Annotated in this window: 22 protein-coding genes; 6 read left to right on the forward strand and 16 right to left on the reverse strand. The window is 70.6% G+C overall.

Annotation, left to right across the window (positions count from 1 at the left end; genetic code table 11):
- Positions 1 to 1,413: an RICIN domain-containing protein gene (locus tag CEB94_RS31840; protein ID WP_175435462.1), complete on the forward strand. Its 1,413-nt coding sequence runs from the start codon at positions 1 to 3 to the stop codon at positions 1,411 to 1,413.
- 24 nt (positions 1,414 to 1,437) lie between these two features.
- Here the strand turns inward: CEB94_RS31840 and CEB94_RS31845 are convergent, their stop codons facing one another.
- Positions 1,438 to 3,102: a rhamnogalacturonan lyase B N-terminal domain-containing protein gene (locus tag CEB94_RS31845; RefSeq protein ID WP_175435463.1), complete on the reverse strand. Its 1,665-nt coding sequence runs from the start codon at positions 3,100 to 3,102 to the stop codon at positions 1,438 to 1,440.
- Positions 3,103 to 3,292: 190 nt separating this feature from the next.
- On the opposite strand from CEB94_RS31845, the gene CEB94_RS31850 reads away from it, so the two are divergent.
- The 3 genes from CEB94_RS31850 to CEB94_RS31860 all read left to right on the forward strand — a co-directional run bounded on the left by CEB94_RS31850 (position 3,293) and on the right by CEB94_RS31860 (position 6,969).
- Positions 3,293 to 4,336, forward strand: coding sequence for a rhamnogalacturonan acetylesterase (locus CEB94_RS31850; RefSeq protein ID WP_175435464.1), 1,044 nt, complete (start codon positions 3,293 to 3,295; stop codon positions 4,334 to 4,336).
- Between the two features lie 79 nt (positions 4,337 to 4,415).
- The gene (locus CEB94_RS31855; protein ID WP_175435465.1) at positions 4,416 to 6,098 is read left to right on the forward strand and encodes a DUF2264 domain-containing protein; all 1,683 of its coding nucleotides are present in this window, start codon (positions 4,416 to 4,418) and stop codon (positions 6,096 to 6,098) included.
- Positions 6,099 to 6,174: 76 nt separating this feature from the next.
- Complete coding sequence (locus tag CEB94_RS31860; protein ID WP_175435466.1) at positions 6,175 to 6,969, forward strand: isocitrate lyase/PEP mutase family protein; 795 nt, start codon at positions 6,175 to 6,177, stop codon at positions 6,967 to 6,969.
- A gap of 39 nt (positions 6,970 to 7,008) precedes the next feature.
- Here CEB94_RS31860 and CEB94_RS31865 read toward each other — a convergent pair whose 3' ends face one another.
- From CEB94_RS31865 to CEB94_RS31890, 6 genes are all read right to left on the reverse strand, one after another.
- Positions 7,009 to 8,004, reverse strand: a complete 996-nt coding sequence (locus CEB94_RS31865; RefSeq protein ID WP_175435467.1) for a phosphotransferase enzyme family protein — start codon at positions 8,002 to 8,004, stop codon at positions 7,009 to 7,011.
- Entirely contained in the window at positions 7,979 to 8,587 is a 609-nt protein-coding gene (locus tag CEB94_RS31870) for a TetR/AcrR family transcriptional regulator (protein ID WP_175435468.1), read from the reverse strand. The genes CEB94_RS31865 and CEB94_RS31870 overlap by 26 nt, the downstream gene beginning before the upstream one ends.
- 13 nt (positions 8,588 to 8,600) lie before the next feature.
- On the reverse strand, positions 8,601 to 8,762 hold the full coding sequence (locus tag CEB94_RS31875) for a hypothetical protein (RefSeq protein WP_175435469.1): 162 nt from the start codon (positions 8,760 to 8,762) through the stop codon (positions 8,601 to 8,603).
- Positions 8,759 to 9,622, reverse strand: coding sequence for an alpha/beta hydrolase (locus tag CEB94_RS31880; protein ID WP_175435470.1), 864 nt, complete (start codon positions 9,620 to 9,622; stop codon positions 8,759 to 8,761). Before CEB94_RS31880 ends, CEB94_RS31875 begins: the two co-directional genes overlap by 4 nt.
- A gap of 94 nt (positions 9,623 to 9,716) precedes the next feature.
- Positions 9,717 to 11,036, reverse strand: coding sequence for a jacalin-like lectin (locus CEB94_RS31885; RefSeq protein ID WP_175435471.1), 1,320 nt, complete (start codon positions 11,034 to 11,036; stop codon positions 9,717 to 9,719).
- A gap of 118 nt (positions 11,037 to 11,154) precedes the next feature.
- Positions 11,155 to 11,937, reverse strand: a complete 783-nt coding sequence (locus CEB94_RS31890; RefSeq protein ID WP_175435472.1) for a hypothetical protein — start codon at positions 11,935 to 11,937, stop codon at positions 11,155 to 11,157.
- A gap of 203 nt (positions 11,938 to 12,140) precedes the next feature.
- On the opposite strand from CEB94_RS31890, the gene CEB94_RS31895 reads away from it, so the two are divergent.
- On the forward strand, positions 12,141 to 13,430 hold the full coding sequence (locus tag CEB94_RS31895) for an MFS transporter (protein WP_175435473.1): 1,290 nt from the start codon (positions 12,141 to 12,143) through the stop codon (positions 13,428 to 13,430).
- Here CEB94_RS31895 and CEB94_RS31900 read toward each other — a convergent pair.
- The 9 genes from CEB94_RS31900 to CEB94_RS31940 all read right to left on the reverse strand — a co-directional run bounded on the left by CEB94_RS31900 (position 13,420) and on the right by CEB94_RS31940 (position 24,543).
- Positions 13,420 to 14,226: an ABC transporter permease gene (locus CEB94_RS31900; protein WP_031134010.1), complete on the reverse strand. Its 807-nt coding sequence runs from the start codon at positions 14,224 to 14,226 to the stop codon at positions 13,420 to 13,422. The two genes, CEB94_RS31895 and CEB94_RS31900, sit on opposite strands and share 11 nt — an antisense overlap.
- A 1-nt stretch (position 14,227) precedes the next feature.
- Positions 14,228 to 15,031, reverse strand: a complete 804-nt coding sequence (locus CEB94_RS31905; protein WP_175435474.1) for an ABC-2 family transporter protein — start codon at positions 15,029 to 15,031, stop codon at positions 14,228 to 14,230.
- 1 nt (position 15,032) lies between these two features.
- The gene (locus CEB94_RS31910; RefSeq protein ID WP_175437233.1) at positions 15,033 to 16,028 is read right to left on the reverse strand and encodes an ABC transporter ATP-binding protein; all 996 of its coding nucleotides are present in this window, start codon (positions 16,026 to 16,028) and stop codon (positions 15,033 to 15,035) included.
- 127 nt (positions 16,029 to 16,155) lie between these two features.
- Positions 16,156 to 19,029, reverse strand: a complete 2,874-nt coding sequence (locus CEB94_RS31915) for a glycoside hydrolase family 2 TIM barrel-domain containing protein (RefSeq protein WP_175435475.1) — start codon at positions 19,027 to 19,029, stop codon at positions 16,156 to 16,158.
- A gap of 12 nt (positions 19,030 to 19,041) precedes the next feature.
- Complete coding sequence (locus CEB94_RS31920; protein WP_175435476.1) at positions 19,042 to 19,923, reverse strand: carbohydrate ABC transporter permease; 882 nt, start codon at positions 19,921 to 19,923, stop codon at positions 19,042 to 19,044.
- Positions 19,920 to 20,885 (reverse strand): carbohydrate ABC transporter permease, encoded by a 966-nt coding sequence (locus CEB94_RS31925; RefSeq protein ID WP_175435477.1) that lies wholly within the window; start codon positions 20,883 to 20,885, stop codon positions 19,920 to 19,922. Before CEB94_RS31925 ends, CEB94_RS31920 begins: the two co-directional genes overlap by 4 nt.
- 20 nt (positions 20,886 to 20,905) lie before the next feature.
- On the reverse strand, positions 20,906 to 22,168 hold the full coding sequence (locus CEB94_RS31930; protein WP_175435478.1) for an ABC transporter substrate-binding protein: 1,263 nt from the start codon (positions 22,166 to 22,168) through the stop codon (positions 20,906 to 20,908).
- Between the two features lie 220 nt (positions 22,169 to 22,388).
- On the reverse strand, positions 22,389 to 23,636 hold the full coding sequence (locus tag CEB94_RS31935) for an ROK family transcriptional regulator (protein ID WP_175435479.1): 1,248 nt from the start codon (positions 23,634 to 23,636) through the stop codon (positions 22,389 to 22,391).
- 238 nt (positions 23,637 to 23,874) lie between these two features.
- Positions 23,875 to 24,543 carry an ANTAR domain-containing protein gene (locus tag CEB94_RS31940; RefSeq protein ID WP_246111969.1) on the reverse strand — a complete coding sequence of 223 codons (669 nt, stop codon included), beginning with the start codon at positions 24,541 to 24,543 and terminating at the stop codon, positions 23,875 to 23,877.
- 229 nt (positions 24,544 to 24,772) lie between these two features.
- Between CEB94_RS31940 and CEB94_RS31945 the strand changes: the two genes are divergently transcribed.
- Positions 24,773 to 25,123: a helix-turn-helix transcriptional regulator gene (locus tag CEB94_RS31945; RefSeq protein ID WP_175435481.1), complete on the forward strand. Its 351-nt coding sequence runs from the start codon at positions 24,773 to 24,775 to the stop codon at positions 25,121 to 25,123.
- Positions 25,124 to 25,242: the final 119 nt, after the last annotated feature.

The raw sequence follows: 25,242 nt of genomic DNA on the forward strand, positions 1-25,242 counted from the left end.
ATGAGACGTGCGTACGCGACCCTCCTCGCCCTGTGCCTGGGCCTGTTCGGAGCCCTCGCCACCGGCGGGCCCGCCCAGGCCGCGCCCCAGACCATCACCAACGGCACCCAGTTCACGGACACCTCGGGCAGCCCCGTCCACGCGCACGGCGGCGGCGTCCTCAAGGTCGGCACCTACTACTACTGGTTCGGCGAGCACCGCAACGCCGACAACACATTCCGCTACGTCGACGCCTACCGCTCGACCGACCTGAAGAACTGGGAGTTCCGCAACCACGTCCTGACCGAGGCCAGCGCCCCGGAGCTCGCGACCGCCAACATCGAGCGGCCGAAGGTCATGTACAACGCCTCCACCGGCAAGTTCGTGATGTGGATGCACAAGGAGAACGGCACCGACTACAGCGAGGCCCGCGCGGCCGTCGCCGTCTCCGACACCGTCGACGGCGACTACACCTGGAAGGGCAGCTTCCGGCCGCTCGGCCAGCACATGTCCCGCGACATCACGGTCTTCGTGGACACCGACGGCGCCGGCTACATGATCTCCGCCGCCCGCGAGAACTACGACCTCCAGATCTACCGCCTCACCGCCGACTACACCGGCATCGCGAGCCTGGTCGCCAACCCCTGGCCCGGCGGCCACCGCGAGGCCCCGGCGCTGTTCAAGCGGAACGGCGTGTACTTCATGCTGACCTCGGGCGCCACGGGCTGGAACCCCAACCAGCAGCAGTACGCCACGGCCACCAGCATCGCCGGCCCCTGGTCGGCCATGAAGAACATCGGCGACTCGACGACGTACGGTTCACAGACCGCCTACGTCCTGCCGGTGCAGGGCAGCTCGGGCACCTCGTACCTGTACATGGGCGACCGCTGGGGCAACTCCTTCAGCGGGACGGTCAACGACTCGCGGTACGTGTGGCTGCCGCTGACCTTCTCCAACTCGACCACGATGTCCATGTCCTGGTCCCCGGAGCTCACCATCGACACGGCCGCCGGGACTGTCTCCGGCACGAGCGCCACGTACAACACGCTGATCGCCCGCCACTCCTCCAAGTGCGCGGACGTGACGAGCCAGTCGCTCTGGGCGGGCGCCCAGCTCAAGCAGTACGACTGCAACGGCGGCGACAACCAGAAGTACTGGTTCAAGTCCGTCGGAAGCGGTTACTACCAACTGATGGTCAGAAACAGCAGTCTGTGCGTGCAGGAGAACGCGAGCACGGTCACGCAGGAGAACTGCGCCTCCTCCGCGACGAGCCAGCAGTGGTCGCTGACCACCACCGGCTCGTACGTGAACGTCAAGTCCCGCGCGAGCGGCGAGTGCCTCGACGTGAACGGCGCGTCCACCGCCAACGGCGCCGCGCTCATCACGTACACGTGCAACGGAGGCACCAACCAGCAGTGGACGCGCGGGACATGACACCCCGGACGGTCCTGAGGGTCCTCAGGCCAGCAGGTCGATCGCGTCGATCGCCGTCCCCGCGCTGAGGAACCCGCTCGCCCCCGACCCGCTCACCACGTCGATCCTGAGCACGTTGTACTGACTCGTGTCCGCCCTCCAGGCGGACGCCGGGACGCTGTACGTGAACGTGTGGTTGTTGCCGCGGTAGGAACCGTTGGTCAGCGACCGGGTGTCCGGCTGGGTGGGCGGGGCGGGGATCGGCGAGGTCCAGGCGTCGTTGACGGTGACCTGGGGCCGGCCGTTCGCGTACGCCGTCGTCACGCCGATGCGCAGGTTGTGCGCGGCGGCCGCCTGGGCCGCCGTCAGCCGGAAGTACACCAGGATCCCGCTGTTGACGTCCTTCCAGAGGTAGCAGGGGAAGGCCGCCGTCTCGCCGCTGCCGACGACCACGTTCCCGGTCCAGGACGCGGCCCGTGCGTCGGACGGATGCGCGTACGTCATCAGGTCCGCGTTCTTGAACCCGCCCGGCGTGCCGTTCCAGTCGCCGATCCGCCAGATCGCGCCCGCGGTGGACGGGTCGTTGGAGGAGGGGATCGCGATCGTGTTCAGGGTCGTCGTGCCGCCCGCCGACACGCTCACCGACGTGGTGTGCACCGCCAGTTCACCCTTGAAGACCGTCAGCGTGTACGTCCCCGGCAGCACCCCGGACAAGGAGAAGTAGCCGTCCGAGGAGCGCGCCGCACCCCAGTACTGCGCCGACGGGTTGGCGATTGCGACGGTGTACGGGTAGGCCGTGTTCCGCCCGGAGATCCCGACACCGGCCACCTCGCCCCGGCCGCTCGCCGGCACGTACCCCGCGATGCCGAGCGAATCGGCCCACGGCGTGGTCAGCGTGCCCGGGTACAGCGCGGAGGAGGGTGCCCCGCCGTCCGTGAAGGCGATGACGTACGGCCCCTGGAGGCCGAAGCGCTGCGGCTCGGTCTGGTTCTGGCCGTAGTAGAGGATCTCGTAGAGGCCGCCGCCGTCCGCGCTCTGGTGGCGCAGCAGGGAGCGGTAGAAGGGGCCGCCGGAGGCCTTCTCGTGATTGCTGCGCACCATCCACAGGCCGACGCCGCCGGCGGACCACCCGACGTGGTCGTAGTCCATGACGCGCCGCTTGGAGTAGTGCTTGGACCGGGTCTGGCCGTCGGACTTCCGGAAGACGTCCGAGGCCTCGATGGTGGTCGGCGCGTACGTGTAGGAGTCGGGCTCGTCGTTGAGGAACGCGCCCTTCTTCACGCGCACGATGTACCGGGTGGCCGAGACGGAGGTGTCGGCCTTGTGGGTCCACAGGTAGACGTTGTTCTCGCCGCTGCGGGCCGCGTAGTAGTGCTTCAGCGTGCCGTGCGTGACGGAGATCAGGATGGTGGAACCGGACTGCCTGATGCTCACGGTGGAGGCGCCGAGGCCGGACTCGATGTGCGAGTTCTGGCCGCCGTAGCCCTGGTACTCCGTGCCCCGGTAGACCAGGGAGGTCAGGTCGCCGGTGGACTTGGCGACCTTGAAGACCAGCTGGGCGCCGGTGTCGACGACGTAGTGCGCGCCGTCGTCGGTGTAGCCAAAACCGGCGGCGTGCGCCGGTCGGCCGAGGGCCGCGCCGACGGCACCGGCGGTGGCGGCGAGGACGACGGTGCGGCGGCCGACCGGTCTGTTCATGGCTCCGGGCATGGGGGTGCCTCCCGCGGAAGGTGGGGGGAATGCGGTGGGAGCGAGAGTGACAGTTGAATCGATTTCGCGAAAGGGCTTTCACGGATGCGCGGCCGGAGATCTGGTGAATGCTGCTCGGGGTCTAGAAAGCGCTTGTCCGGAGCGGTACGGTCCCCGTCCAGGTCTTGTCGTGCGCTGGGAGGAGCCCGGAGTGAGACGTTTCAGCATTGCCGTCGTGGCGGCGGTGACCCTGGGTACCGCGTTGTCGTCCGTACCCGCCCACGCGGGCGAGGCGGGCAAGGGTTCGGGGCTCGCCCGATGCGCCGCCGGCACCTGCCACTTCGACGTCCCGCCGGGCACGTACGACGTACGGGTCACACTCGGCGGGAAGGCGGCGTCCAGCACGAGCGTCGGCGGTGAGACCCGCCGCTCCCTGCTCCCGGAGACGGCCGCACCGGCCGGCGAGCGGATCACCCGCAGCTTCACGGTGAACGTCCGCACCCCCGAGGGCGAGCCGACCGGCCCTGACGGCACCCCCGGCCTCGACCTGCGGATCGGCGGCTCCGCCCCGGCCCTCGCCGGCATCGAGGTCACCCGCGCCCGTCACGCCCGCCAGATCTTCCTGGTCGGCGACTCCACCGTCTGCGACCAGCCCGGCGACCCGTACTCCGGCTGGGGCCAGCAGCTTCCCCAGTACCTCCGCAAGGGCGTGTCCGTCGCCAACTACGCCGATTCCGGGGAGAGTACGGTCTCGTATCTGGGGAACCCGCAGCTGTGGGCCACCGTACGGCCCCTGATCCGCCCTGGCGATCTGGTTCTCGTCCAGCTCGCGCACAACGACAAGACCACGGACGAGGCCACCTACCGGGCCAACCTGGAGACCCTGGTCGCAGGCGTCCGGGAGCGGCGCGGACAGCCGGTCCTTGTCACTCCCATCGTGCGGCGCTGGTTCAACCCGGACGGCACCCTGAACAACGGAACCGCGCTCCTGGTCAACGGCCTCGGTGTCGACCACCCGGCCGTCACCCGCTCGGTCGCCGCGGCGCGTGACGTCCCGCTGATCGACCTCACGGCGAAGACCAAGGCGCTGGTGGAGTCCCTCGGCGTGGAAGGCTCCAAGGCGCTGTACCTCTACAACGAGGCGCGGGACAACACGCACACCTCCGTGCGCGGTGCGACGGCCTACGCGGGCCTCGTCCGCGACGAACTCGTCACCCGGCATCTGGTGCCGAAGGGCAAGGTGCGGGTGGGATGAACCCCTGGGGCGCCCCGACCGGAACCGGGGCGCTCCAGGTCCGATCCGTATCCCCCGGCCCGAGCACGAAAGACAACCGATGCACCTGCCTCCCGCCGACCGCACGACGTCCCCGTACACCGGCTACACCCGCGCCCACTGGGAGGTGACAGCCGACTCCCTGCTCACCGCCGTCGAGCCGTACGCGAGTGAGGACCGCGCGCTCTACCACCTGCCCGGCGACCGAGCCAGCTGGTCGGGCCGCCTCTCCGACGGCCTGGAGGGCTACGCCCGCACCCTGCTGCTCGCCGCCTTCCGCCGCGACGAGAAGGCCCTGGAGCGCTACGCGAGAGGCCTCGCCGCCGGCGTCTCGGGCGTCTGGCCCCGTATCGAGGACCGCAGCCAGCCCCTGGTGGAGGCGGCGTCCATCGCCCTGGCCCTCCGCCTCACCCGGGACCTGCTGTGGGACCGCCTGGACGAGGGCGTACGCCAGCGGACGGCCGCCTGGCTGGCCGACGCCCTCACGGCAGAGCCCTGGCCCTGCAACTGGGAGCTGTTCCCGGTCACCGTGGGCGGCTTCCTGGCCGAGATCGGCCACGAGCCGGACGCCTCCCGCGCGGCGATCGACCGCGGTCTGGAAGCCATCGAGCAGTGGTACGTCGGCGACGGCTGGTACACCGACGGCGACGGCCGCAAGTACGACTACTACAACGGCTGGGCGATGCACCTCTACCCGGTGCTGCACGCCTGGCTGGAGCAGGACGAGCGACTGCTGGCGCTGTACGGCGACCGCCTTGCCCGGCACCTGTCCGACTACGCCCGCCTCTTCGGCGGCGACGGCGCCCCCATGCACCAGGGCCGCTCCCTGACGTACCGCTTCGCGACGACGGCCCCGCTGTGGCTGGGCGCGCTGACCGGCCGTACGCCCCTGCCCCCCGGTGAGACCCGGCGGCTGGCCTCGGGCGCGCTGAAGTACTTCCTGGACCGGGGCGCGGTGGACGAGCGGGGCCTGCTCTCCCTGGGCTGGCACGGTCCCGACGAGTCCGTCCTGCAGGGCTACTCGGGCCCGGCCTCCCCGTACTGGGCGAGCAAGGGCTTCCTCGGCCTGCTCCTGCCCCCGGACCACGAGGTCTGGACGGCGCCGGAGGAACCCGTTCCCGCCGAACGCGCCGACGCCGTCACCCCCGTCGGCCCTCCCAACTGGCTGCTGCAGTCCACCCGTTCCGACGGCGTGGTCCGCCTCCACAACCACGGCAGCGAGGACGTCCGCTACGACCCGTACTACACGCGGCTGGCGTACTCCACCGTGACGACACCCGCCGACTCCTGCGACAACAGCGTCTTCGTCGGCGGCGACCCGAGCCGCACCGGCATCGAACCGCTCGGCACGGGTGACGGCTGGGCGGCGTCCCGGCACACGGCGGCCGGGGGAGCGCGGGTGACGAGTGTGGTGCTGGCACGCGGGGCGGCCGAGGTGCGCGCGCATCTGGTCGCGGGGGCGGAGCCGGGTACGGCGGTCCGCGTGACCGGCTGGATGGCATCGGACGGTGCCCGGGCCGAACTGCTGCCCGCCGTCGGCCTCGACGACGACCTCACCGGCGTCACCACCGGGGACACCACCCTGTTCGTCGCCCTGGCCCGGCTCACCGCCGAGGCGGATCCGGTTCCGCTGCCGGAAACGGTCGCCGTAACCGCTTTTGAGGGCGGGGAGTTGACGGTCCGCTGGAATGAGGGGCCGGAGGTGCGGGTCCGGCTGGACGCGTCCGGTGTGAACGTCGACTGAGATCTGTCGCCCCCGGTTCGCCGACGGCCGCCGTACTTCGGTCCGCGCCGAAGCGAACCGGGCCTAGCGTGGCGGCATGACTGCAGATCCGCAGCAGACGCCGTCCGGCCGGGCCGTCACCGCCTTCGCCGGCCTCCACCGCGCCGGGGAGCCCCTGCTCCTGCCCAACGCCTGGGACCACGCGTCCGCCCGGGCGCTCTCGGGGCAGGGGTTCCGGGCGGTCGGGACGACGAGCCTGGGCGTCGCCGCGGCCGCCGGTCTGCCCGACGGGGCGGCAGCGACCCGGCAGGAGACGCTGCGGCTGGCCGTGGCCCTCGGGCCCGGGCCGTTTCTGCTGTCCGTCGACGCGGAGGGCGGATTCAGCGACGACCCGGACGAAGTGGCCCGGTTCGCGCGGGAGCTGTACGCGGCCGGAGCGGACGGCATCAACCTGGAGGACGGCCTCGGCCCGGCCGCCCGGCACGCGGCGAAGATCGCGGCGGTCAGGCAGGCCGCTCCCGGCCTGTTCGTCAACGCCCGTACCGACACCCACTGGCTGGGAGAGGGCGACGGCACCCTCGCGCGCCTCGACGCCTATCAGCAGGCGGGTGCGGACGGGGTGTTCGTCCCCGGCCTCGCCGACCTGCGGGAGATCGAGGCCCTGGTGCGCCACCTGGACGTGCCCCTCAACGTCCTCTACTCGCCCGGCGGCCCGCCCGTCCCCCACCTCGCCGACGTCGGCGTGGGCCGCGTCAGCCTCGGCTCGCTGCTGTACCGGCGGGCGCTGGGCGCGGCCCTGGAGGCGGCGGCGGACATCCGCGCGGGCCGGACACCGACGGGCACGACACCGGCCTACGGCGATGTGGCGGGGCTCGCCGCGCTCGACATCTAGGGGGGCGTCGCAGGGCAGGCAGGACTTCGCGTAGACCTTCTAGGGGGTGTCGAGCGCGGCGAGCAGCAGGGAGACGGCGGTGAGGTCGGGCACGTTGCGCAGGCAGGTGACGGCCTGCGTGGCCCCGAACTCGCGCTGTGCGGCGGTCACGGCGACATCGACGGCCGTCCCGGCCTGCACGTGGATGTAGTTCAGGGCCGTCGCGAAGAGCATCGAGAAGGACTCCGGGCCGGTGAGGACGGCCCGGCCCCCGGCCTCGCGGTAGGCCCGGGCCAGGCGTCGCGCGGAGGCGATGTTCACCTCGTTGCCGCCGGACCAGACGTGGACGGCACGTGCGAACTCCCGTTCCGCCGAGACGGGTCCGGCGTTGTCCCAGTCGAGGAGGACCGGTCCGTCCGGGCCGATCAGGACGTTCTGGGGCTGGAGGTCGAGGTGCGAGGTCACCAGGCCACCGGGTGCGGACGGGGCCACCCAGTGGGCGAGCAGGGGCGCGGACGTGGCGATGAACCGGTCCAGTTCGTCCGCCCACGGCAGGCCGGCGTCGCGCACCTTCTTGAGGACGTCCTCCCAGTCGGCGTCGTCGGGGCACCGCTCGTACCAGCCGCTGGGTTGGTCGACGGCTCCCTCACCGGCCTGGTGGAGCAGTGCCATGGTCCGGCCGAACCAGTCCAGGACGTCCGGGTCAAAGGCGTCCGCCGAGGCGCCGTCGATCCAGTCGTACAGCTTCACCCAGGACCCGCCGCTCGGGGAGTCGAGGCGGGAGACGTGTGCGCCGTGCCGGTCGGGGTGGAGCCGGGGCGAGGCGATGCCCAGAGCCGCCGCGGAGTCCCGCACCGCGGCCTCGCGGGCGACCTGGGCGGCGTCGCAGCCGAAGAGGAGTTCCTTCACGGCCCAGGAACGGCCGTTTCCGGAGAGTTTCCAGATCTGGCCGAGAGCGCCCCGGGTGATGGGTGTCATGGTCCAGGGGCCGGTGCCGAGGGAGTAGCTCTCGGCTATGACACCGGCCGTGTCATCGGGACGGGCTCGCTCGGCCATCAGGTGTCCTCTTCTCGTGGGGCCAGTTCAGGAGCAGTACGTGCAGGGCGTCGATCGACCTGTCCCAGGAGGCCTGTACGTCACGGGGCGCGCCGAAGGCTCCGGTGGACTCCAGGGCGCAGTAGCCGTGGAAGGTGCTGCGCAGCAGGCGCACGGCGTCGGTGAGGTCGGGTTCCTCCAGGCCGTAGGCGCAAAGCATGCCGTAGGTGACGTCGGCCGTGCGGCGCATCGCGGGGGAGTCGGTGACGAGCTCCTGGTCGATCCGGATCTGTGTCGCGGCGTACCGGCCGGGGTGCTCCAGGGCGTAGGCCCGGTAGGCGGCGGCGTAGGCGGCGAGCGTGTCCCTGCCGGTCTCCCGGCCCTCGACCGCCTCCGCGATCCGGTCGGTCATCTCGCCACCGGCGAGGAGGGCCATGCGGGTCCGCAGGTCCTTCAGACTCCGGACATGGGTGTACAGACTCGCGTCCTTCACCCCGAAGCGGCGGGCCAGGGCGGCGAGGGTGACGCCCTCGAATCCGGCCTCGTCGGCGAGATCGGCCGCGGCCGCGACGAGACGTTCGGGGGTGAGGCCGGCTCTGGGCATGGGGAGTTCGGGGTTACCTCTCGAAGAGGGCCATGTCGTTGGCGAAGCAGATGATGAGCTGGTTGTCGACGGCGGCGTCCGCCACCGTACCCGGCAGGTCCGCAATGCCGGAGTCCTTGTACGCGCCGAACCCGACCGAGATCAGCGAGCGCCTCCCGGCCCTCGAGTCGGTCACATCAGCCCCTCGGCGACCGCCCGGCCCGTCTTCTTCGCCGTCAGGTAGCGCGGCAGACTGTGCGGCTTGAGGCCGTTGTCGAGGGACTCGTCCACCACCGCCCCGAAGCGTGGGGCGAGTTCGTCGACGACGGCCACCACATCGCCCGGGTCGGTGATGTTCGTCCACCGGCGGACCCCGCCCGGCCAGGCGCCCCGGCCCTCCACGGGCAGCGGGCTCAGCCGGTTGAAGATCAGGGACAGGCCGAGCGGGGAGCCGACCGTCACGAAGTCGGTGACCGGCCACTCGGGGTGCTCGCACAGCGCCTCGTACGCCACGACCGAGCCCAGCGAGTGCGCGACCACCACGCGGGTGTCGGGGCCGATCTCCTCCGCCACCCGGGCCCGGGCCTCCTGCCAGACGACGGGCTCGTTCATGTACCGCCGTACCTGCTTCAGGGCGAGCACCATCATGCGGTCCGAGTACGTGCCGAAGAACCGGGAGCCCGACAGCGCGTCCAGCGCGGAGCGGACCTGCCGGGACAGCAGCCGTCCCGTGCCGGGGAACGCGCGGGTGCCGGGCGCGTCCGGGGCCGCCACCGCCGGGTCCGTGCCCGCGGCGGCCTCCCACCACGCCGTGAGCAACTCCGCCTCGAAACCGTCCTCGACGTCGTGCTCGTCCCAGGGCGGCACGCCGGGGTTGCGGGTGCCCTCCTCGAAGAAGACGTCGCCGTAGAACGCGCAGGCGACCTCGTCCTCGGTGAGCCGCAGCCCCGATCCGTGCCGTACGCCGTCGCGCAGGGCCGGGACCACGTCCCGGCCCATCAGCGCCGGCCCCGACCACTCGTGCCCGATCCCGTGCACCACCACGACCCGTGCCATCGCCCGTTCCCCCGATGCCCATCAGCGCAGTTCAGAGGGATCGAGCGTAGTACGGGACACGGACGGGCGGGGCCGATCGCGTCGGCCGGCCCGCTCAGCGGACCGGCGCGTACACCACCCCCAGCTTGTCGAGCTCGGCGCCCGCGCGACCCGTGAAGCCCACGATCTGCCAGCCGGAGGGGGCCGCGAAGGTCTTCGCGTCGGACGTGGCCGTGCCGGTGGACAGGGTGCGGCCGCGGTCCGTCGTGAAGACCGCCGAGAACAGGCGTGTACGGCCGTCCTTCTGGCCCCGCGTCAGCTTCACCGAGGTCAGATGCTCACCTGCGGCCAGGGTCAGGGAGGTCGTGGTGCCTCCCGTGCCGCCGTGGGTGAGGGTCGTGCCGCCGTCGTGGGTGAGGGACACGGCGTCCAGACGGGCGCCGCCGCGCAGCGTGAGCGTGCGCGGGGACGGGGCCGGCGGCAGGTCGTCGGCGTCGTTGAAGGCCGTGCCGTGCGGGCCGCCGAAGAAGTCGCTCGCCCGCAGCGCGGAGCCGAGCGTGTAGGAGAAGCCGACGGTGTGCGGGAAGTGGTCGGAGAGGTGCTTGCCGTCGGAGCGCAGGAAGGACACCCAGTCGTTGTGGTAGCGGGTGGCGGTGAGGTCCACGAGCTCGCTGCCTCGGTAGAGGACCTTGTCCACGACCTCGCAGTCGTCGGTCGGCGCCGCCGCGTCGCAGACCAGCGCGTCGCTGCCCTGGGCCGGGGGCGTGCCACCCTTCACCAACTTCACCCACGCGTCCGTCAGGCCGTTCTCCGACAGCAGGGTGCGGATGTTGTCGCCGGTGCGCGTGTACCGGGTGTTCGTGTCGCCCATGACGATGACCGCGTTGCCGGACGAGTTCGCCCGGATGAAGTCGGAGAGCTGCTCGACGTTGGCGCGACGGGCGGCCAGCGCGTCGTCGGTGGCGTCGGCGTTGGTGTGCACGTTGTACAGGTCGACGTAGGTGCCCTCGGCCAGTCTGACCCGCGCGAGCGTGAAGCCCTTCGGGGTCAGGCAGTTGGTGCCGGTGCAGTCGTTCCACTTCACCCGCTGGAAGTCCTCGAAGGCGTGGTCGGAGAGGGTGTTGAGGCCGTCACCGAAGGCCGCGCCGCCACTGGTCGCCGTGCGGTACGGGTGCTTGTCGTTGGCGTACAGGGACGCGTGGTAGTTGAAGTCCTCCTGCACGTTCACGATGTCGTACGGCCCGAGCCGCTGCCCTATCAGCGGGGTGTTGGCCTCGGGGTCGCTGTCGCCGAGGCCGAGCGGGAGGCCCGCGATGTTGTACGTCAGCACGTCGAAGGAGCCGGAGTCCGCCGCGGTGGCGGTCGGCGCGCCCGTGGTGGCGAGGCCGGTCACGGCCAGTACGGCGGCGGTGAGGGCGCCGGTGAGTCGTCTCATGGGGTCCTGTCTCAGGTCGGGGAGAGCCCAGCGGGGGGAGAGATGAGCAGTGCTCAGGTTCGAGGGCAACCGTTGTGGTACGCAAGAGGAGTTGGGGAAACAGTGGGGGACGAGTGCGTCACCGGTGACGCAGGAGCTGAAGATCCGTGCCCCAGGCGTCCAGGACCTCGTCGTGACCGGCGCGGCGCGCCGCTTCCTCGATCCCGGCGAAGAGGGCGCGCTGGGTGGGCGGGTCGCCGTCGGCCAGGATGCGCCGCAGGGCGGGCAGCAGCCGGTTCGCGTCCCACCGGGGCTCGCCCAGCGGCTGCCGCTCCAGCTCCCACCGCAGGTACTTGTTGTAGGGCCGGACGCGGCGGTGCAGCGCGAAGAGCACCTCCAAGGCGTACGGGACGGTCTCGGCGGCGTCCAGATGGCCCATGCCGGGACGGTCGTCGCGGTAGCTCTTCAGGGAGCGGTAGGTCTGGTTGACGTAGGCGTCGAGCCAGCCGGCGGCGGCGTCCCGGGCCTCGTCGGCGCCGAGTGTCCGCTTCTCGTCCAGGATCCGGGCGACGGTCCCGTCGAGCCGGTCGAACAGCACCTCGGCGTGGACGTAGGAGTACCGCGCGAAGCCGTCCGGGCGGCCGGGCATGCCGCGGGTGCGGAACTGCGCGAGGGTGATGACGACGAGGTCGAGGTGGGCCGAGCGGAAGCGGTCCAGCGCGGCGAGGACGGGGACGCTCTCGTCGCGCACGACGACGTGCAGGTCGTAGTCGGAGTGGACCGTCGGCATGCCGGCGTGGACCCGGGAGCCGCTGAGGACGAGCCCGACGACACCGGGGTCGGCCCTCGCCCGTGAGGTGAAGGCCCGCAGCGTCTCCTCGGGGGTCCGGCCGGGGACGGGGGCGTAGTGGTCGCGCACCATGGTGATCTCTCCATGCGGAAACGTCCGCGGCTCGCGCGCTGGCGGCGGCCGCGGTTACGGATCGGTTCGCTTCTGCGGCGCCGGGGAGCGCCGCCGGAGAGATCACTTCACGGTGCCGAGGCTACCCGTTCAGGCTTGTGGGTTCAGCCCGTTGGGCAGACCTGTGCACGCCATAAGGTTTCCGGGGACGCGGGGGAGGCGGCATGACGCACGGGTCGGCGCGGCGCGAGGACGGGACCGGCAGCCCGGCGGAGGCCACCGACGACGGCTTACACGGTGCGCGTCCGCTGTGGCGGCAGCGCGACTTCGGGATCTTCTGGGCCGCCCAGACCCTCTCCGTGCTCGGCGACTCCTTCGCGCTGATCGCCCTGCCCCTGCTGGTGCTGGAGGCCACGGGGTCGGTCGCGCGGATGGGCCTGCTGACGGCGGTGGGCGGGGCGGCGGCGGTCGTGGCGGCGGTGTTCGCCGGGGCGGTCGTGGACCGGGTGGACCGGCGCCGGCTGCTCATCGTCTGTGACCTGGTGCGCATGGGGCTGTACGGGGTGATCCCGCTGGTGTGGCTGTTCGGCCCGCAGATCTGGCTGCTGTACGTGGTGCTGCCGCTGTGCGAGGCCGTCGGCATGCTGTTCGCGGTCGGCTACGTCACGGTCGTGCGCGGCCTCGTCGGCACCGAGCGGCTCACCGAGGCCAACGGGCGGCTCAACGCCACCGCCGCCGCGGCGGGTGTCCTCGGACCGCTGTGCGCGGGGCTGGTCGCCGCGTGGTCCGGCCCGGCCGCGGCCGTCGGCGTGGACGCGGTCAGTTTCGGGGTGTCGGCTATGTGCCTGTTCTTCGTACGGATTCGCACACGCGCTCCGGACGAACAGCCGGGCAAGCGCACCGGACTGTGGCACGACCTCCGCGCCGGCATCGCCTTCCTCTACGGCCACCCCGTGCTGCGCTCGCTCACCGCCCTGCTGTTCGTCTTCAGCTTCCTCACCCTCGGCATCTACGACCTGGTCATCTACCACCTCAAGCACGACCTCGGGCACGACGACGGCACCGTCGGCACGGTCATGGCGGCCGGCGCACTCGGTACCGTCACCGGCGCCCTGCTCGTGGCCAGGATCCGCCGCCGCGTCGGCTTCGGGCCGACGTGGACCGGCTCGGTCGCGGGCTGCGGTCTGGCGTTCGCCGGTCTCGGCTGGGCCCGTGACGTGCCGGTCGTCGCGGCCCTGAGCGCCGCCTTCCTCGCCTGTGCCGCCATGGGAGGCACCTGCTCGTTGTCGCTCCGCCAGGAGGTGACCCCGGAACACCTCCTGGGCCGGGTCACCTCCGCCTTCTGGACCCTGCACTACGCGGCGGCACCGATCGGCGCCGCCGTGCTGACGTGGGCCGCGGAGGAACAGGGCACGGCACCGGTCGCCCTGGTCGCCGGAGCGACCTGCGTCCTGCTCGCCGTGACCGCCCTGTTCACCCCGATCCGCGGCGCGGGCCGGACCGTCAGCCGTTGACCCCGCTGTAGTGCCGCAGGCTCCACTTCCACAGCACCCGCGCCGCCAGATACGCCACCAGCCCGAGCAGCGGTGAGGCCGCCGCGAGCCAGTACGGGACTCCTGTCGTGTGGCCGTGGCCCGTCAGGACCGCCGCCGGGAAGTAGGCGACGAACGCGAGCGGGAGGCCGTAGGTGAGGAAACCGCCCACCGCCTTGGGCAGGACGTTCAGCGGGTAACTGCCGAACGTGCCGAGGAGTTCCTCCAGCCAGCGGCCCCACATGTCGGCGGCCGGGAAGCGCAGGGAGGCGCTCGCCACGACCGTGAACAGGGCCGCCTCCAGCAGCATGCCGCCGAGTACGGCCGCGACGAGGTAGGTGACGCGGCCCGTCGTCCAGTCCAGGTCGCTGCGGGAGAGCGCGCCCACCATCAGCCCCGCCGCCACCGTCAGGTCACCGATGGCGTTGGTCGGGAAGAACGCCAGCTGGATCTGTCGGTGGACCGGCATCGGGCGCATCAGATAGATGTCGATGCGGCCTTCCTGAATCTGCCGGCCGGCCCAGTGCATACGCCCCAGGAACAGCACGAACAGCCCGTGCGCCAGCATCCGCGTCGCCGGGATCAGCAGCACGTCGGAGCTGTCCCAGCCGCCCATCCCGGCGAACCGCGACAGCAGCACCGTCGCGAACACGATCACCGACACCTGCCAGATCGCCCCGATCGCGATCATCAGCAGGAACTCCGTGCGGTACTCCATCTGTGCCCGGAAGTTGAGCGCCGTCACGCGCCACACGATCCGCAGAGCCTTCAGCGACATCTCAGCCTCCCTGCGAGATCACGCGCCGGGCGGCCCGCCGCCACAGCAACCGGGTGAACAGCGCCAGCGCCACGACCCACGCGGCCTGCACGGAGAGCTGGAACGCCGCGTCCGACAGGGGAATCCGCCCCACGTACAGCGACAGCGGCACGCTCAGCGTGGCCTGGAAGGGAAGGAACGCGCTCATCGTCACGAACCAGTCCGGGAAGAACCACAGCGGCGCGTACACACCCGACAGCAGGTTCTGCGCGAACAGCAGGATCAGCATGGCCGCGGTGTTGCGGACCGTCCAGAAGCACAACTGGTCGAGCACGAGCATGACGTAGTACAGGACCCACTGCCCCAGCAGCATGCTGAGCAGGAACACCCCCGCCACGCCGGCCGATCCTGGTGGTTCGACGACCCCCGCGGCCAGGCAGATCACGTACCCGGTCAGCGCCCACGCCAGCCCGTAGAGCTGCTCCCCGGCGGCCCGCAGGGCGTAGTAGCGCTGCGGCGGCAGCGGCCGCAGGTACCAGTAGACGATGGTGCCGAAGTGCATGTGCTGCAGGACCGTGTCCCGGCCCGCGTACTGGTCCAGTTCCCGCAGCCGGGACGCCAGGACGGCCAGTACGGCGTACGTGACCGCCTGGTCGCGGCTCAGCCCCGCGGTGGTGCCCGACTGCCCGTACAGGCCCCTCCACAGCGACCAGACCAGCACCACCTGCACGGCCAGCCGGAGGGCGACGGCGGTCATCCGGGGCGGTGCGTTCAGCTCGCCGAGCGGGGTGACCCGGGCGGCGCGCCAGGCATGGAGCACGGCCACGTCAGACCTCCCCGGCGTGCGCGTAGGCGGCCCGCATCACGTCCTCGAGGTCCGCCTCGTCCAGGGCGATGTCCGTCACCTCGAACCGCTCGATCACCGCCTTCAGCGCCTGGTGGACCGTGGGCGCGGCGTCCCCGTCGGGGCCGAAGACGACCTGCGCGCCGGTGTGCCGCAGCAGGGCGGTGCCCGGCGGCGGCACGACCTCGGCGTGCGGATCGGCCAGCGTGGCCCGCACCTGCCAGGTGGAGCCGAACTCGCGGCGGATCTCGTCGAGCGTGCCGTCCAGCATCAGCCGGCCGTGGTTGACCAGCACGACCCGCTCGGCGAGCCGCTCGACCTCCGTCATGTCGTGCGTGGTCAGCAGCACCGTACGGCCACGCTGCTCCACCTGGTGCCGCAGGAACTCCCGCACCTGCTCCTTCACCACCACGTCCATGCCGATGGTCGGCTCGTCGAGGAACACCACCGGCGGGTCGTGCAGCAGTGCGGCGGCCAGATCGCTGCGCACCCGCTGGCCGAGCGAGAGGTGGCGGACGCGGGTGTCCCAGAACGACGACAGCTCCAGGATGTCGTCGAACTCCTTCAGCCGGGCGGCGTGTTCGGCCTTCGGCACCTCGTAGATGTCCCGCAGGATCGCGAACGACTCGCGCACCGGCAGGTCCCACCACAACTGGGTGCGCTGCCCGAACACGGCCCCGATGTTGCGGGCGTTGCGCTCCCGCTCCCGGTACGGCACCACGCCCGCGACCCGGGCCTCGCCGGACGTGGGCGTGAGGATGCCGGTGAGGATCTTGATGGTGGTGGACTTGCCGGCGCCGTTCGGCCCGAGCAGGGCGAGGAGTTCGCCCGCCGCCACGTCGAAGGTGATGTCGGAGACGGCGTGCTTGGCCACCCGCTCGGGGTTGACCAGGGACCGGACGGCGCCCGCGAAGCCGGGGCGGCGGACGGTGGTGTGGAAGGTACGGGACAGTCCGCGAACCTCGATGGCGACACTCAACTGGTCCACCAACTTTCTTGCGGTTGAACGCAGTTGCGGCCGGTCGGCTGCGAGAGCCGACCGGCCGCGGATGACGCACCGACACTGTCAAAATGTCGATCAATGGGTCAATCGATTAATCGAGTTCTTACCTGGTGGTCGAGATGACGAACGAGAACTCCGCCGGCTCCGCCTTCAGGAAGTACCGCGGCAGCGGACCCGGGCCGCAGGACTGCGAGCCGATGCCGTGCAGACCGTGGTCGAGGTTGACCCACACCGTGTCGCCGGCCGTGAGGTCGCTGCGGTGCCGGGCCGCGTCGAGCTGCTCGGTCGTCCAGCGCCGCGCCGTGAACCAGAACTCCGGGTCGCCCTCGATCCTGAGACCGCCGAGCTCCACCCACCGCACGTCGGCGCGGGCGCCGTTCTCCTGCGGACGGACGTACGGCGTTTGCAGCCCGTCCACCGTCGACTGCCAGCGGCCCACCATGGACGCCGTGCCGGTGTCCGGGTACGCCTCGCCGGGACCGCCGCCGAACCACTCCACCCGGTCCGCCTCCGGCAGCCCGAAGCGCACACCGAGCCGGGGCAACGGTACCGTCCAGTCGCCCTCCGGCATCACGGACACGGTCAGCCTCAGCCGCTCGCCGTCGGACGTCCAGCGGTACACCGTGTCCAGGCCCACCTCGCGGGCGGCGGGCGCCACCCGGGTGTGGACCGTCAGCGCGTCGTCGCCGGCCTCGACCGAGACCAGGCGGTGCCGCATGCGGTGCAGGCCGAGCGTGCGCCAGAGCATCCCGTAGCGGGTGTCGGTCTGCCACTCGGCGCCGTCGTCGTTGTCGGTCGGCGCCCGCCACACGTCCAGCCGCGGCGCGGCGGTGACCTCCACCCCGTCGATCGAGAGCAGCGCACCGGTGCGGGCGTCGAACCGGGCCGGGCCGAGCGCGATCCGGCCGTCGTCGAGCACGGGCCGGTCGGTCGCGGGGAAGGACGGCAGCGGCCGCGCCCCCGCGGCGAACTGCCCCCAGGCCACGACGTGGTCCTTCGCGGCCCACAGCGTGTCGCCGGCGAGCAGGGCCCGTACGGTCCACTGGCGTTCGCCGCCCCGGCCGTCCACGGGCGGCTCCGGGAGCTTCACCTCGGCGCTCTCACCGGGCGCCAGCGCCGGTACCGCGAGCGAACCCGACTCGACGGTCTCGCCGTCCACCTGGCACGACCACTCGAAGGCCAGCGCGGACAGGTCGGCGAAGTCCTGCTTGTTGGTGATCCGCACGATGCCGTTGGCACCGTCGCCCTCGATGTGGACGGGCTCGATGACCTTCTTGTACTCGATCAGGCCCGGCGACGGCGTCCGGTCCGGGAAGACCAGCCCGTCGCACACGAAGTTGCCGTCGTGCAGCTCCTCGCCGAAGTCACCGCCGTAGGCATAGCCCAGCTCGGCGTGCTTGACGCCGTGGTCGATCCACTCCCAGATGAACCCGCCCTGGAGCCGGTCGTACTTCTCGAACAGCTCCTGGTAGTCGGCGAGCCCGCCGGGGCCGTTGCCCATGGCGTGCGCGTACTCGCACTGGATGAACGGCAGCTCGCGGCGCTTGCGGGTGCCGCCGTCGAGCTGCTGCCCGATCTTGTCGACCTCCTCGTGGAAGGCGTACATCCGCGAGTACACGTCCGTGTCGCGGCAGTTCCAGTCGCCCTCGTAGTGCACCAGCCGCTCGGGGTCGCGGTCGTGGATCCACTCGGCCATGGCGGTGAGCCCGCGGCCGGTGCCGGCCTCGTTGCCCAGCGACCAGAACACGACCGACGGGTGGTTCTTGTCCCGCTCGACCATGCGCGCGGCGCGGTCCAGCAGGGCCGGGGTCCAGCGGTCGTCGTCGACCGGGTTGTCCCGCCAGTCCTGCTCGGTGAAGCCGTGGGTCTCCAGGTCGCACTCGTCGATGACCCACAGGCCGTACTCGTCGCACAGGTCCAGGAAGGCCGGGTGCGGCGGGTAGTGCGAGGTGCGCACGGCGTTGAGGTTGTGCCGCTTCATCAGCAGCACGTCCTCGCGCATGGTCTCCAGGTCGAGCGCGCGGCCCTTCTCGGGGTGCCACTCGTGCCGGTTGACGCCCTTGAAGAGGATCGCCTTGCCGTTGACCTTGATGAGCCCGTCCTCGAGGGCGACCGTACGGAAACCGATCCGCAGCGGCACCCGCTCCCCGTCCGTGGCCAGCACACCGTCGTAGAGCTTCGGCGTCTCGGCGGTCCACGGCTCGACCGCGACCGTCACGGGCTCGCCGGTGGCGACATCGATGTCCAGGGCCGGCACGGTCACCCGCCCGTCGACGTCGGAGTCGACGCGCAGGGTGCCCTCGCCGGTGGTGTGGTCGTAGGAGGCGTGCACGAAGAAGTCGGCGACGCTGCCCGCCGGGCGGTGCAGCAGTGTCACGTCACGGAAGATGCCCGGCAGCCACCACTGGTCCTGGTCCTCCAGGTACGACCCCGCCGACCACTGGTGCACGCGCACGGCGAGCACGTTGCCGCCCGGCTTCAGCAGCTCACCGACCGTGAACTCGTGCGGCAGCCGGGAGCCCTTGAACTCGCCGAGCTCGGTGCCGTTCAGCCAGATGCGGGCGCAGGACTCGACACCGTCGAAGCGCAGCACCGCCCCGCCGTCCGACGGCCAGTCGGACGGCAGGTCGAAGACACGCAGATGGTCGCCGGTCGGGTTCTCCGTCGGGACGTACGGCGGGTCCACCGGGAAGGGGTAGAGGTGGTTGGTGTAGATGGGGGAGCCGAACGCCCCGTCGCCCTGGAGGACCCAGTGCCCGGGGACCGTGACCTCGGCCCAGTTCCCGGCGTCGTAGCCCTCCTCGGCGAACGAGTCGTCCTCGGCGCCGGCGGTGGCCGACAGCCGGAAGCGCCAGCTGCCGTTCAGCGACAGGGACCGCGCGTCCGAGGACGCGTACCAGGCGCGGGGCGGCAGGGCACCGCTGCCCGGGGAGACGTCCTCGACGTAGTCGACGGATGGGGTCGTGCGGAAAGACATCGGTCTCCTAGCTCAGCCCTTGATGCCGGTCTGTGCGATCCCCTGCACCAGCCAGCGCTGGAGGAAGAGGAAGACGAAGATCAGGGGCAGGATCGAGATGGCGGTGGCCATGAAGATCAGGTGGTAGTTGACGGTCTGGTTCGTCATATACGACGACAGCGCCACCTGGACTGTCCAGGCACTCGGATCCTGTCCGATGACCAGGGGCCACAGGAAGGCGTTCCAGCCGTTGATGAAGGTGATCGTGGCGATGGCCGCGAAGAAGTTCAGCGAGTTCGGCACGACGACACGCCAGTAGGCGCCCCAGTAGCCGAGCCCGTCCACGCGCGCCGCCTCCTCGAGCTCCTTGGGGAACCCCAGGAAGTACTGCCGGAACAGGAAGCACGTGAAACCACTGAAGAGGCCCGGGATGATGAGACCCCGGTAACTGTCCACCCAGCCGAGGGACGAGACCAGAACGAAGCTCGGTACGAAGGTGACCGCCGTGGGAACCATCAGGGTCACCAGAACGGCGTAGAACACCTTGTTGGCGTGCTTGTACGGGATCCGGGCGAGTCCGTATCCGGCCATCGAGCAGATCAGCAGGATGCCGGAGGTGTGCAGGACGGCCACGACCACGGAGTTCCACAGGGCCCGTGCGAAGTCGACGGTGACGTCGTTGAACGGCTCGCTGAAGTTGCTCCACTGGATGGAGGTGGGGAACCACTTCCACTCCTCGCCCGTGATCTCCGGGTCCGTCATCACCGCGTTGCGGATGATCAGGTAGAACGGGACGAGGAAGAGGAGGCCCGCGACGCCGGTCGCGAGGTACAGGCCGGTGTTGCCGATGACGCCGCCGCGCTTGGGCTTGGCCGGCTTGGCGGTCTTCCTGACGTCGGGTGCTGTGGTGGTCACTTGTTCTCCTCACCCCGTCCAAAGCCCATGATCTTGCCCTGGAGCAGGGTCACCAGGCAGATGAGCACGGTCAGGACGACCGCGCCCGCGCTGCCCGCGCCGTAGTTCTGGTTCTCGCCGAGGGCCATCTTGTACAGCTCGACCAGCGGGGGCTGGCCCCAGGTGGCCTTGCCGAGGAGGTTGAAGAACTCGTCGAAGGCCTGGTAGGCGGCGACCAGCAGGAGCAGGATGACCGCGGTGGACGTGGCGCGCAGCTGCGGCAGCGTGATGTGCCGGAAGGTCTGCCAGCCCGGCTTGGCACCGTCGAGGGAGGCGGCCTCGTACAACTCCCGCGGGATGTTCTGCAGCGCCGCGAGGAACAGGATCATGTAGAAGCCCGACTGCAGCCAGAGGCGGACGGTCACGATGACCAGCCAGTACCAGGGCGGGTCGGGGTTGGCCAGCCAGGCGACGTTGTCGATGCCGAACCAGCCGATGACGGTGTTGGCCAGGCCGAAGCGGACGCCGTTGAAGATGGACATCTTCCAGATCAGCGCGGCGGCGACATAGCTGACCGCGGTGGGCAGGAAGAACACCGACCGGAAGAACGCCCGCATGAACCGCAGCCGGTTCACCAGCAGGGCGAGTCCCAGCGACATGGCCCAGGTGGCGGGCACGATGAACGCGGCGAACACGGTGAACGTGACCAGCGAGTTCAGGAAGTCCTCGTCCGTGAGGACCTGCCGGTAGTTCTCGAAGCCGACGAACTCGCTCGGCGTGACGGTGAAACGTGCCTCGAAGAAGCTGAGCCAGATGCTCCAGCCGATCGGCACGAAGACGAAGATCACCAGGCCGATGAGGAACGGGCCGGTGAAGAGCCAGAAGTTGAAGGTGCTGCTCGCCCGCAGGCCCCGCCGCGGCCGAGGCTTGGAGACCTTGGCCGGGGCGGGCTGGGCGACCCCGCGCGTGGTGGTGGTCGACATGTCGAGATCCGTCCGGTGGTCTATCCGAAGAGCTTCTTGAGTTCGGCGTTGACCTTCTTCTCGCACGCGGCGAGCTGGGCCTTCGGGTCTCCGTCCTTGCGGACGGCGTTGGCCATCACGTCGTTGAACGCGGCGATCATGGCCTGCGTCCAGCCGATGTTGTCGAAGTGGCCGAACTCGTTGAAGAGCTTCACGCCCTCGGCCGGCAGACCGGACTTCAGCTTGGTCGCGGACTCGGCGAGCGAGGTGCGCGGCGGGATGTGGAAGCCGTAGGAGGTGGCGAAGTCCTCCTGGTACTTCTTCTGGTCGATCCACAGCCACTTGACGTATTCCTTGGCCGCCTCGACGTTCTTGCCCTTGGCGTTGACGAACATCGACCAGCCGCCGTTGTAGACCGACTGCTTGCCGGCCGAGCCGATCTTCGGGAAGGGGAAGATGCCGATGTCGTCGCCGAGCGCCTTCTGCATGGCCGGCATGGCCCACATGCCGCACCACTGGATCGCGGTGAGGCCCTGGATGAAGGCCGACGGGTCCCAGGAGTCGGCGGGGGCGTCGAGGAGCAGGTTGCCGCTGGTGAACAGGCCGCGCAGCTGCTTGAGACCTTCGGCGACGGCGTCGGTGTTGAAGGCGGGCTTGTTGTCCGCGGTGAGGGTGTCGGCGCCGGCCGACCAGATGAGCGGGTTCTGCACAGAGGTCAGGTCGTTGCCGAGGAAGATGCCCTTGACCTTGCTGGTGGTCAGCTTGTCGGCGGCCTCGATCAGTTCATCCAGCGTGGTCGGAACCTCGACCCCGGCCTTCTTGAACAGCGACGGCCGGTAGAAGAGGAACTGCGGGTCGTCGATCATCCGGACGCCGTATATCTTGCCGTCGACCGTGTGCGACTTGATGTCGGCCTGGTTGAAGTCGTCCTTGACCGGCTCGATGATGTCGGTCAGGTCGGCCACCTGGCCGCTCTTGATGAGCTGGATCTGCGGGTGGAACTCGAAGACGTCCGGCGCGTTCTTGGTGAGCAGCGCGGCGAAGAGCTTCTGCTCGTAGTTGTTGCCGGTGATCCACTGCGTGGCGACGTTGGCGTCCTTGTACGCCTTCGCGTAGCGCTTGACGGCCTGCTCGACGCCGGCCTCGCCGTACGCGTGGAAGTACTGGACGAGGGCGTCGCCCGACCCGCCGCCGCTCCGTCCGGTGTTGCCGCCGCACGCGGCCAGTCCGCCCGCGGCGGCCAGGCCCATCGCGGCCCGCAGTACGTTTCGGCGGTCCCAGTTCATGTTGCTCGATGCCGACATGCTGACGTCCTTGTCTCGAGTGCGGCTGCGGCTCTGCGGCTCACTGCCTGATGGCTCACGGCCCGAAGGCTCGCGCCAGATGGCTCAAAGAGAGGTGCGGTGCGGGACGCTAGAGCTTCGGCTAAGGCTTCGGCAAGGGGTTGGACGAAGTCTGTGCGAAGCGTTGTGTCCGGTTCGTGATTTCGAACGCGCGGGGGGAGCGGAGGAGTTGGTTCCGCCGCTACGAAGGTGGGGTGGTGGTACGGCTCCTCACGGGGGCGGTGCGTTTGCCGTTCTTCTGCCCGACGGCCTGGAGCGCGCCCTCGAGCGCGAACGTCGCCGCGCCCAGGCACACCGGGTCGGTGGGGATCGGGGAGAGGACGACTTCGGTGGCGGCCAGGGGCCGTGGCAGCGCGTGCCGGGTCACGGCCTCGCGCACCTCGTGCAGCAGCGGCTCGCCCAGGGTGCGGGCGACCCAGCTGCTCAGCACGACGATCTCGGGGTTGAACAGGTTGACCAGGTCCGCGACACCGGCGCCCAGATAGCGCGCGGTGTCGTGGACGACCCGGCGCGCCACGGGGTCGTCCGCCGCGACCCCGCGGGCCAGGGCGTCGATGGTCGCCGTCTGGTCCTCGGGGTGCAACAGCGTGCTGTCGGGGCTGAGTTCGCGCAGGTTCAGCATGATGCCGCGGGCGCCGACGTACGTCTCCACGCAGCCGTGGTTGCCGCAGCGGCACAGGCGTCCGTCCAGCACCATCGTGGTGTGGCCCCACTCACCGGCGCTGTTGCTGACCCCGCGGTGCAGGCCGCCGCCCAGGACGAGCCCGGCGCCCACGCCGGTGCCGAGGTTGACCACCACGGCGTTCCCGCGCCCGCGCGCCGCCCCGAACCACAGCTCGGCGACCGCGCTGGCGCGCAGCGGGTTGTCCAGGTACAGGGGGTAGGCGATGTGCTCGGTGAGCAGGTCCAGCAGTGGTACGTCGTGCCAGTCCCAGTTGGGCGCGTACTCCGAGATGCCGGTCGCGCGGTCCACCTGCCCCGGCACGCTCACGCCGACGCCGAGCACCCGTGCGCCCTCGATGCCGGCCTGCATGACCACCGAGCCGACGGCGGTGGCCACGTGGGCCACCACCTGCTCGGGCAGGCTCTCGCTGGGCCGGACGTCCTCCTCGGCGCGGGCGAGCACGTTCAACCCGAGGTCGAAGAGCTCGACATGCACGTACGTCTCGGCGATGTCCACGCCGATCAGCGCGCCGCCCGAGGAGTTGACCGCGACCAGGCCCCGGGGGCGCCCGCCCGCCGAGTCCTCGAAGCCGACCTCGGTGATCATGCGGAGGTCGAGCAGCTCACCTACGAGGGTGGCGACCGTCGCGAGGCTGAGGCCTGTGGCCGCTGCCAGCTCCTGCCGGGAGGTGGGTGACTCCGCGATGATCTGGCGCAGCACCTCGTATCGGTTCGCGGTGCGGATGTCGCGTGATGTGCGCTTCACCGGGGTGCCCCATTCCTTCCCAGACCGGCCGGGCCGGGTCGACGTCGGCACCGGCGCGGCGCAAGGCTATGGGCTGCCGGGGACTTTCGACAAGGGGTTTGGAAAGGGGCTTTATAAAGTGCTCGTCCGGTGCGGACCGGAGGTGGCCGACCGTGGCCTGCCCATGATGCCTCAGAGGGGTGCGGGTGCGGGGTCGGATGGGGGGTGCGGTGATCGTGGCGGCGTCGGACCGGGTGGGTCAGTCCCAGTCCTCGGCGGCTCCGCCCGCGGGGTGCGCCGCCGCGTCGCCGCTCGCGCCGGCGACCGCGGCGGCCAGCTGCTGCTGCACCTGTTCCGGCAGGGTGCTGCCGTGCACGCTGCCCACCAGGTCGTGGGCCAGGTCGTGCAGCTTGGTGTTGGTGTTCTGGGAGGTCCTCACCAGTACGTTCCAGGCCGCCTCGGGGCTCAGGCCGAAGGACGCCATCAGGATGCCGCGGGCCAGGTCGATGGTGGGCCGGGTCTGCATGGCGCGGCGCAGCTGGGCGACTTCGGCGCGCAGGTCCTGGCCGTTCTTCTCCGGCGGGTCGGTGTCGGGCGCGGCCGGGGATGCGGGGCTCTCCGGCCGGCCGGTGTCCGCGAACAGCTCCCGCGTGCCGGTCAGGTCGAGAAGGCGCTCGACCGCGACGCCGCAGGACCGGACAGTGACCGTCTTGCCCTGGTCGACGGCGCGGCTGCGCAGATCGAGCAGCGCGTTGAGGCCGGAGCAGTCGCAGAACCCGACCGCGTCCAGACGCAGGTCGATGCCGCCGCCGGACAGTGTGAGCATGTCGTACAGCTCGGGCAGCAACCGTCGGCTGCCCAGGTCCAGTTCACCCCACAGCGTCACCGTCAACCGGTCGCCGTCCGGAACGACGTCCATGGTCGCCATACAGGGCGGGATCGCCGCCGGCGCACTGTCGCCCGCCGTGGGTGGGGCGTCCTGCTGCGTGTGAGACCGCGCAGAGTACGCAGGCTCCGGCATGGCCCTGTTCTCCCTTGCTCTGTTCGCCTTTCCTCCGCTTCCAGCGTTCCCTCTCTACCCCATACACGTCAACCGATACATGAAACGGAGTACGTGTTTTTGGGTGCGTGAATGTTCGGTCGCTAGAGTTGGGGGCATGGATGGAGTGCCCGAGTCACACACCGGATGGACGTTTCTCACCAACCATGCCCGTGTGCTGGCCGCCATTGCCGACAATCACAGTGCTCGTATCCGGGACATCGCGGCCCACTGCCGGCTCACCGAGCGAGCCGTGCAGAAGATCATCGCGGACCTGGAGCAGGACGGATACCTTTCCCACACCCGGGAGGGGCGCACCAACACGTACCGGATCGACCCCGGCAAGGTGCTGCGCCACCCGGCCGAGGCGGGTCTGACCGTGGCGTCCCTGATGTCCCTGCTGGTCAAGGACGAGGTCGACCGTGCCACAACCTCCGCCGTCCGCAGCCGCCCGCACGCGTCGACCTGACGGCGAGCCACCCGCACGTGGCGCCGTGACCGGGAATCGGCCGACCGCGGCCTGGCCGACGGGCCCCCGCAAGCCACCGCTTGACCGGAGGGCCACGCACGCCATGCCCCAACGGGTCG

The organism is Streptomyces hawaiiensis, assembly GCF_004803895.1.
GTDB lineage: Bacteria > Actinomycetota > Actinomycetes > Streptomycetales > Streptomycetaceae > Streptomyces > Streptomyces hawaiiensis.

Bases quoted from the DNA above. Each gene is read 5' to 3' on its own strand.
- CEB94_RS31840 (WP_175435462.1), top strand. From the start codon at position 1: ATGAGACGTGCGTACGCGACCCTCCTCGCCCTGTGCCTGGGCCTGTTC.
- CEB94_RS31845 (WP_175435463.1), bottom strand. From the start codon at position 3,102: ATGCCCGGAGCCATGAACAGACCGGTCGGCCGCCGCACCGTCGTCCTC.
- CEB94_RS31855 (WP_175435465.1), top strand. From the start codon at position 4,416: ATGCACCTGCCTCCCGCCGACCGCACGACGTCCCCGTACACCGGCTAC.
- CEB94_RS31860 (WP_175435466.1), top strand. From the start codon at position 6,175: ATGACTGCAGATCCGCAGCAGACGCCGTCCGGCCGGGCCGTCACCGCC.
- CEB94_RS31865 (WP_175435467.1), bottom strand. From the start codon at position 8,004: ATGGCCGAGCGAGCCCGTCCCGATGACACGGCCGGTGTCATAGCCGAG.
- CEB94_RS31870 (WP_175435468.1), bottom strand. From the start codon at position 8,587: ATGCCCAGAGCCGGCCTCACCCCCGAACGTCTCGTCGCGGCCGCGGCC.
- CEB94_RS31880 (WP_175435470.1), bottom strand. From the start codon at position 9,622: ATGGCACGGGTCGTGGTGGTGCACGGGATCGGGCACGAGTGGTCGGGG.
- CEB94_RS31885 (WP_175435471.1), bottom strand. From the start codon at position 11,036: ATGAGACGACTCACCGGCGCCCTCACCGCCGCCGTACTGGCCGTGACC.
- CEB94_RS31890 (WP_175435472.1), bottom strand. From the start codon at position 11,937: ATGGTGCGCGACCACTACGCCCCCGTCCCCGGCCGGACCCCCGAGGAG.
- CEB94_RS31895 (WP_175435473.1), top strand. From the start codon at position 12,141: ATGACGCACGGGTCGGCGCGGCGCGAGGACGGGACCGGCAGCCCGGCG.
- CEB94_RS31900 (WP_031134010.1), bottom strand. From the start codon at position 14,226: ATGTCGCTGAAGGCTCTGCGGATCGTGTGGCGCGTGACGGCGCTCAAC.
- CEB94_RS31915 (WP_175435475.1), bottom strand. From the start codon at position 19,029: ATGTCTTTCCGCACGACCCCATCCGTCGACTACGTCGAGGACGTCTCC.
- CEB94_RS31925 (WP_175435477.1), bottom strand. From the start codon at position 20,885: ATGTCGACCACCACCACGCGCGGGGTCGCCCAGCCCGCCCCGGCCAAG.
- CEB94_RS31930 (WP_175435478.1), bottom strand. From the start codon at position 22,168: ATGTCGGCATCGAGCAACATGAACTGGGACCGCCGAAACGTACTGCGG.
- CEB94_RS31940 (WP_246111969.1), bottom strand. From the start codon at position 24,543: ATGGCGACCATGGACGTCGTTCCGGACGGCGACCGGTTGACGGTGACG.
- CEB94_RS31945 (WP_175435481.1), top strand. From the start codon at position 24,773: ATGGATGGAGTGCCCGAGTCACACACCGGATGGACGTTTCTCACCAAC.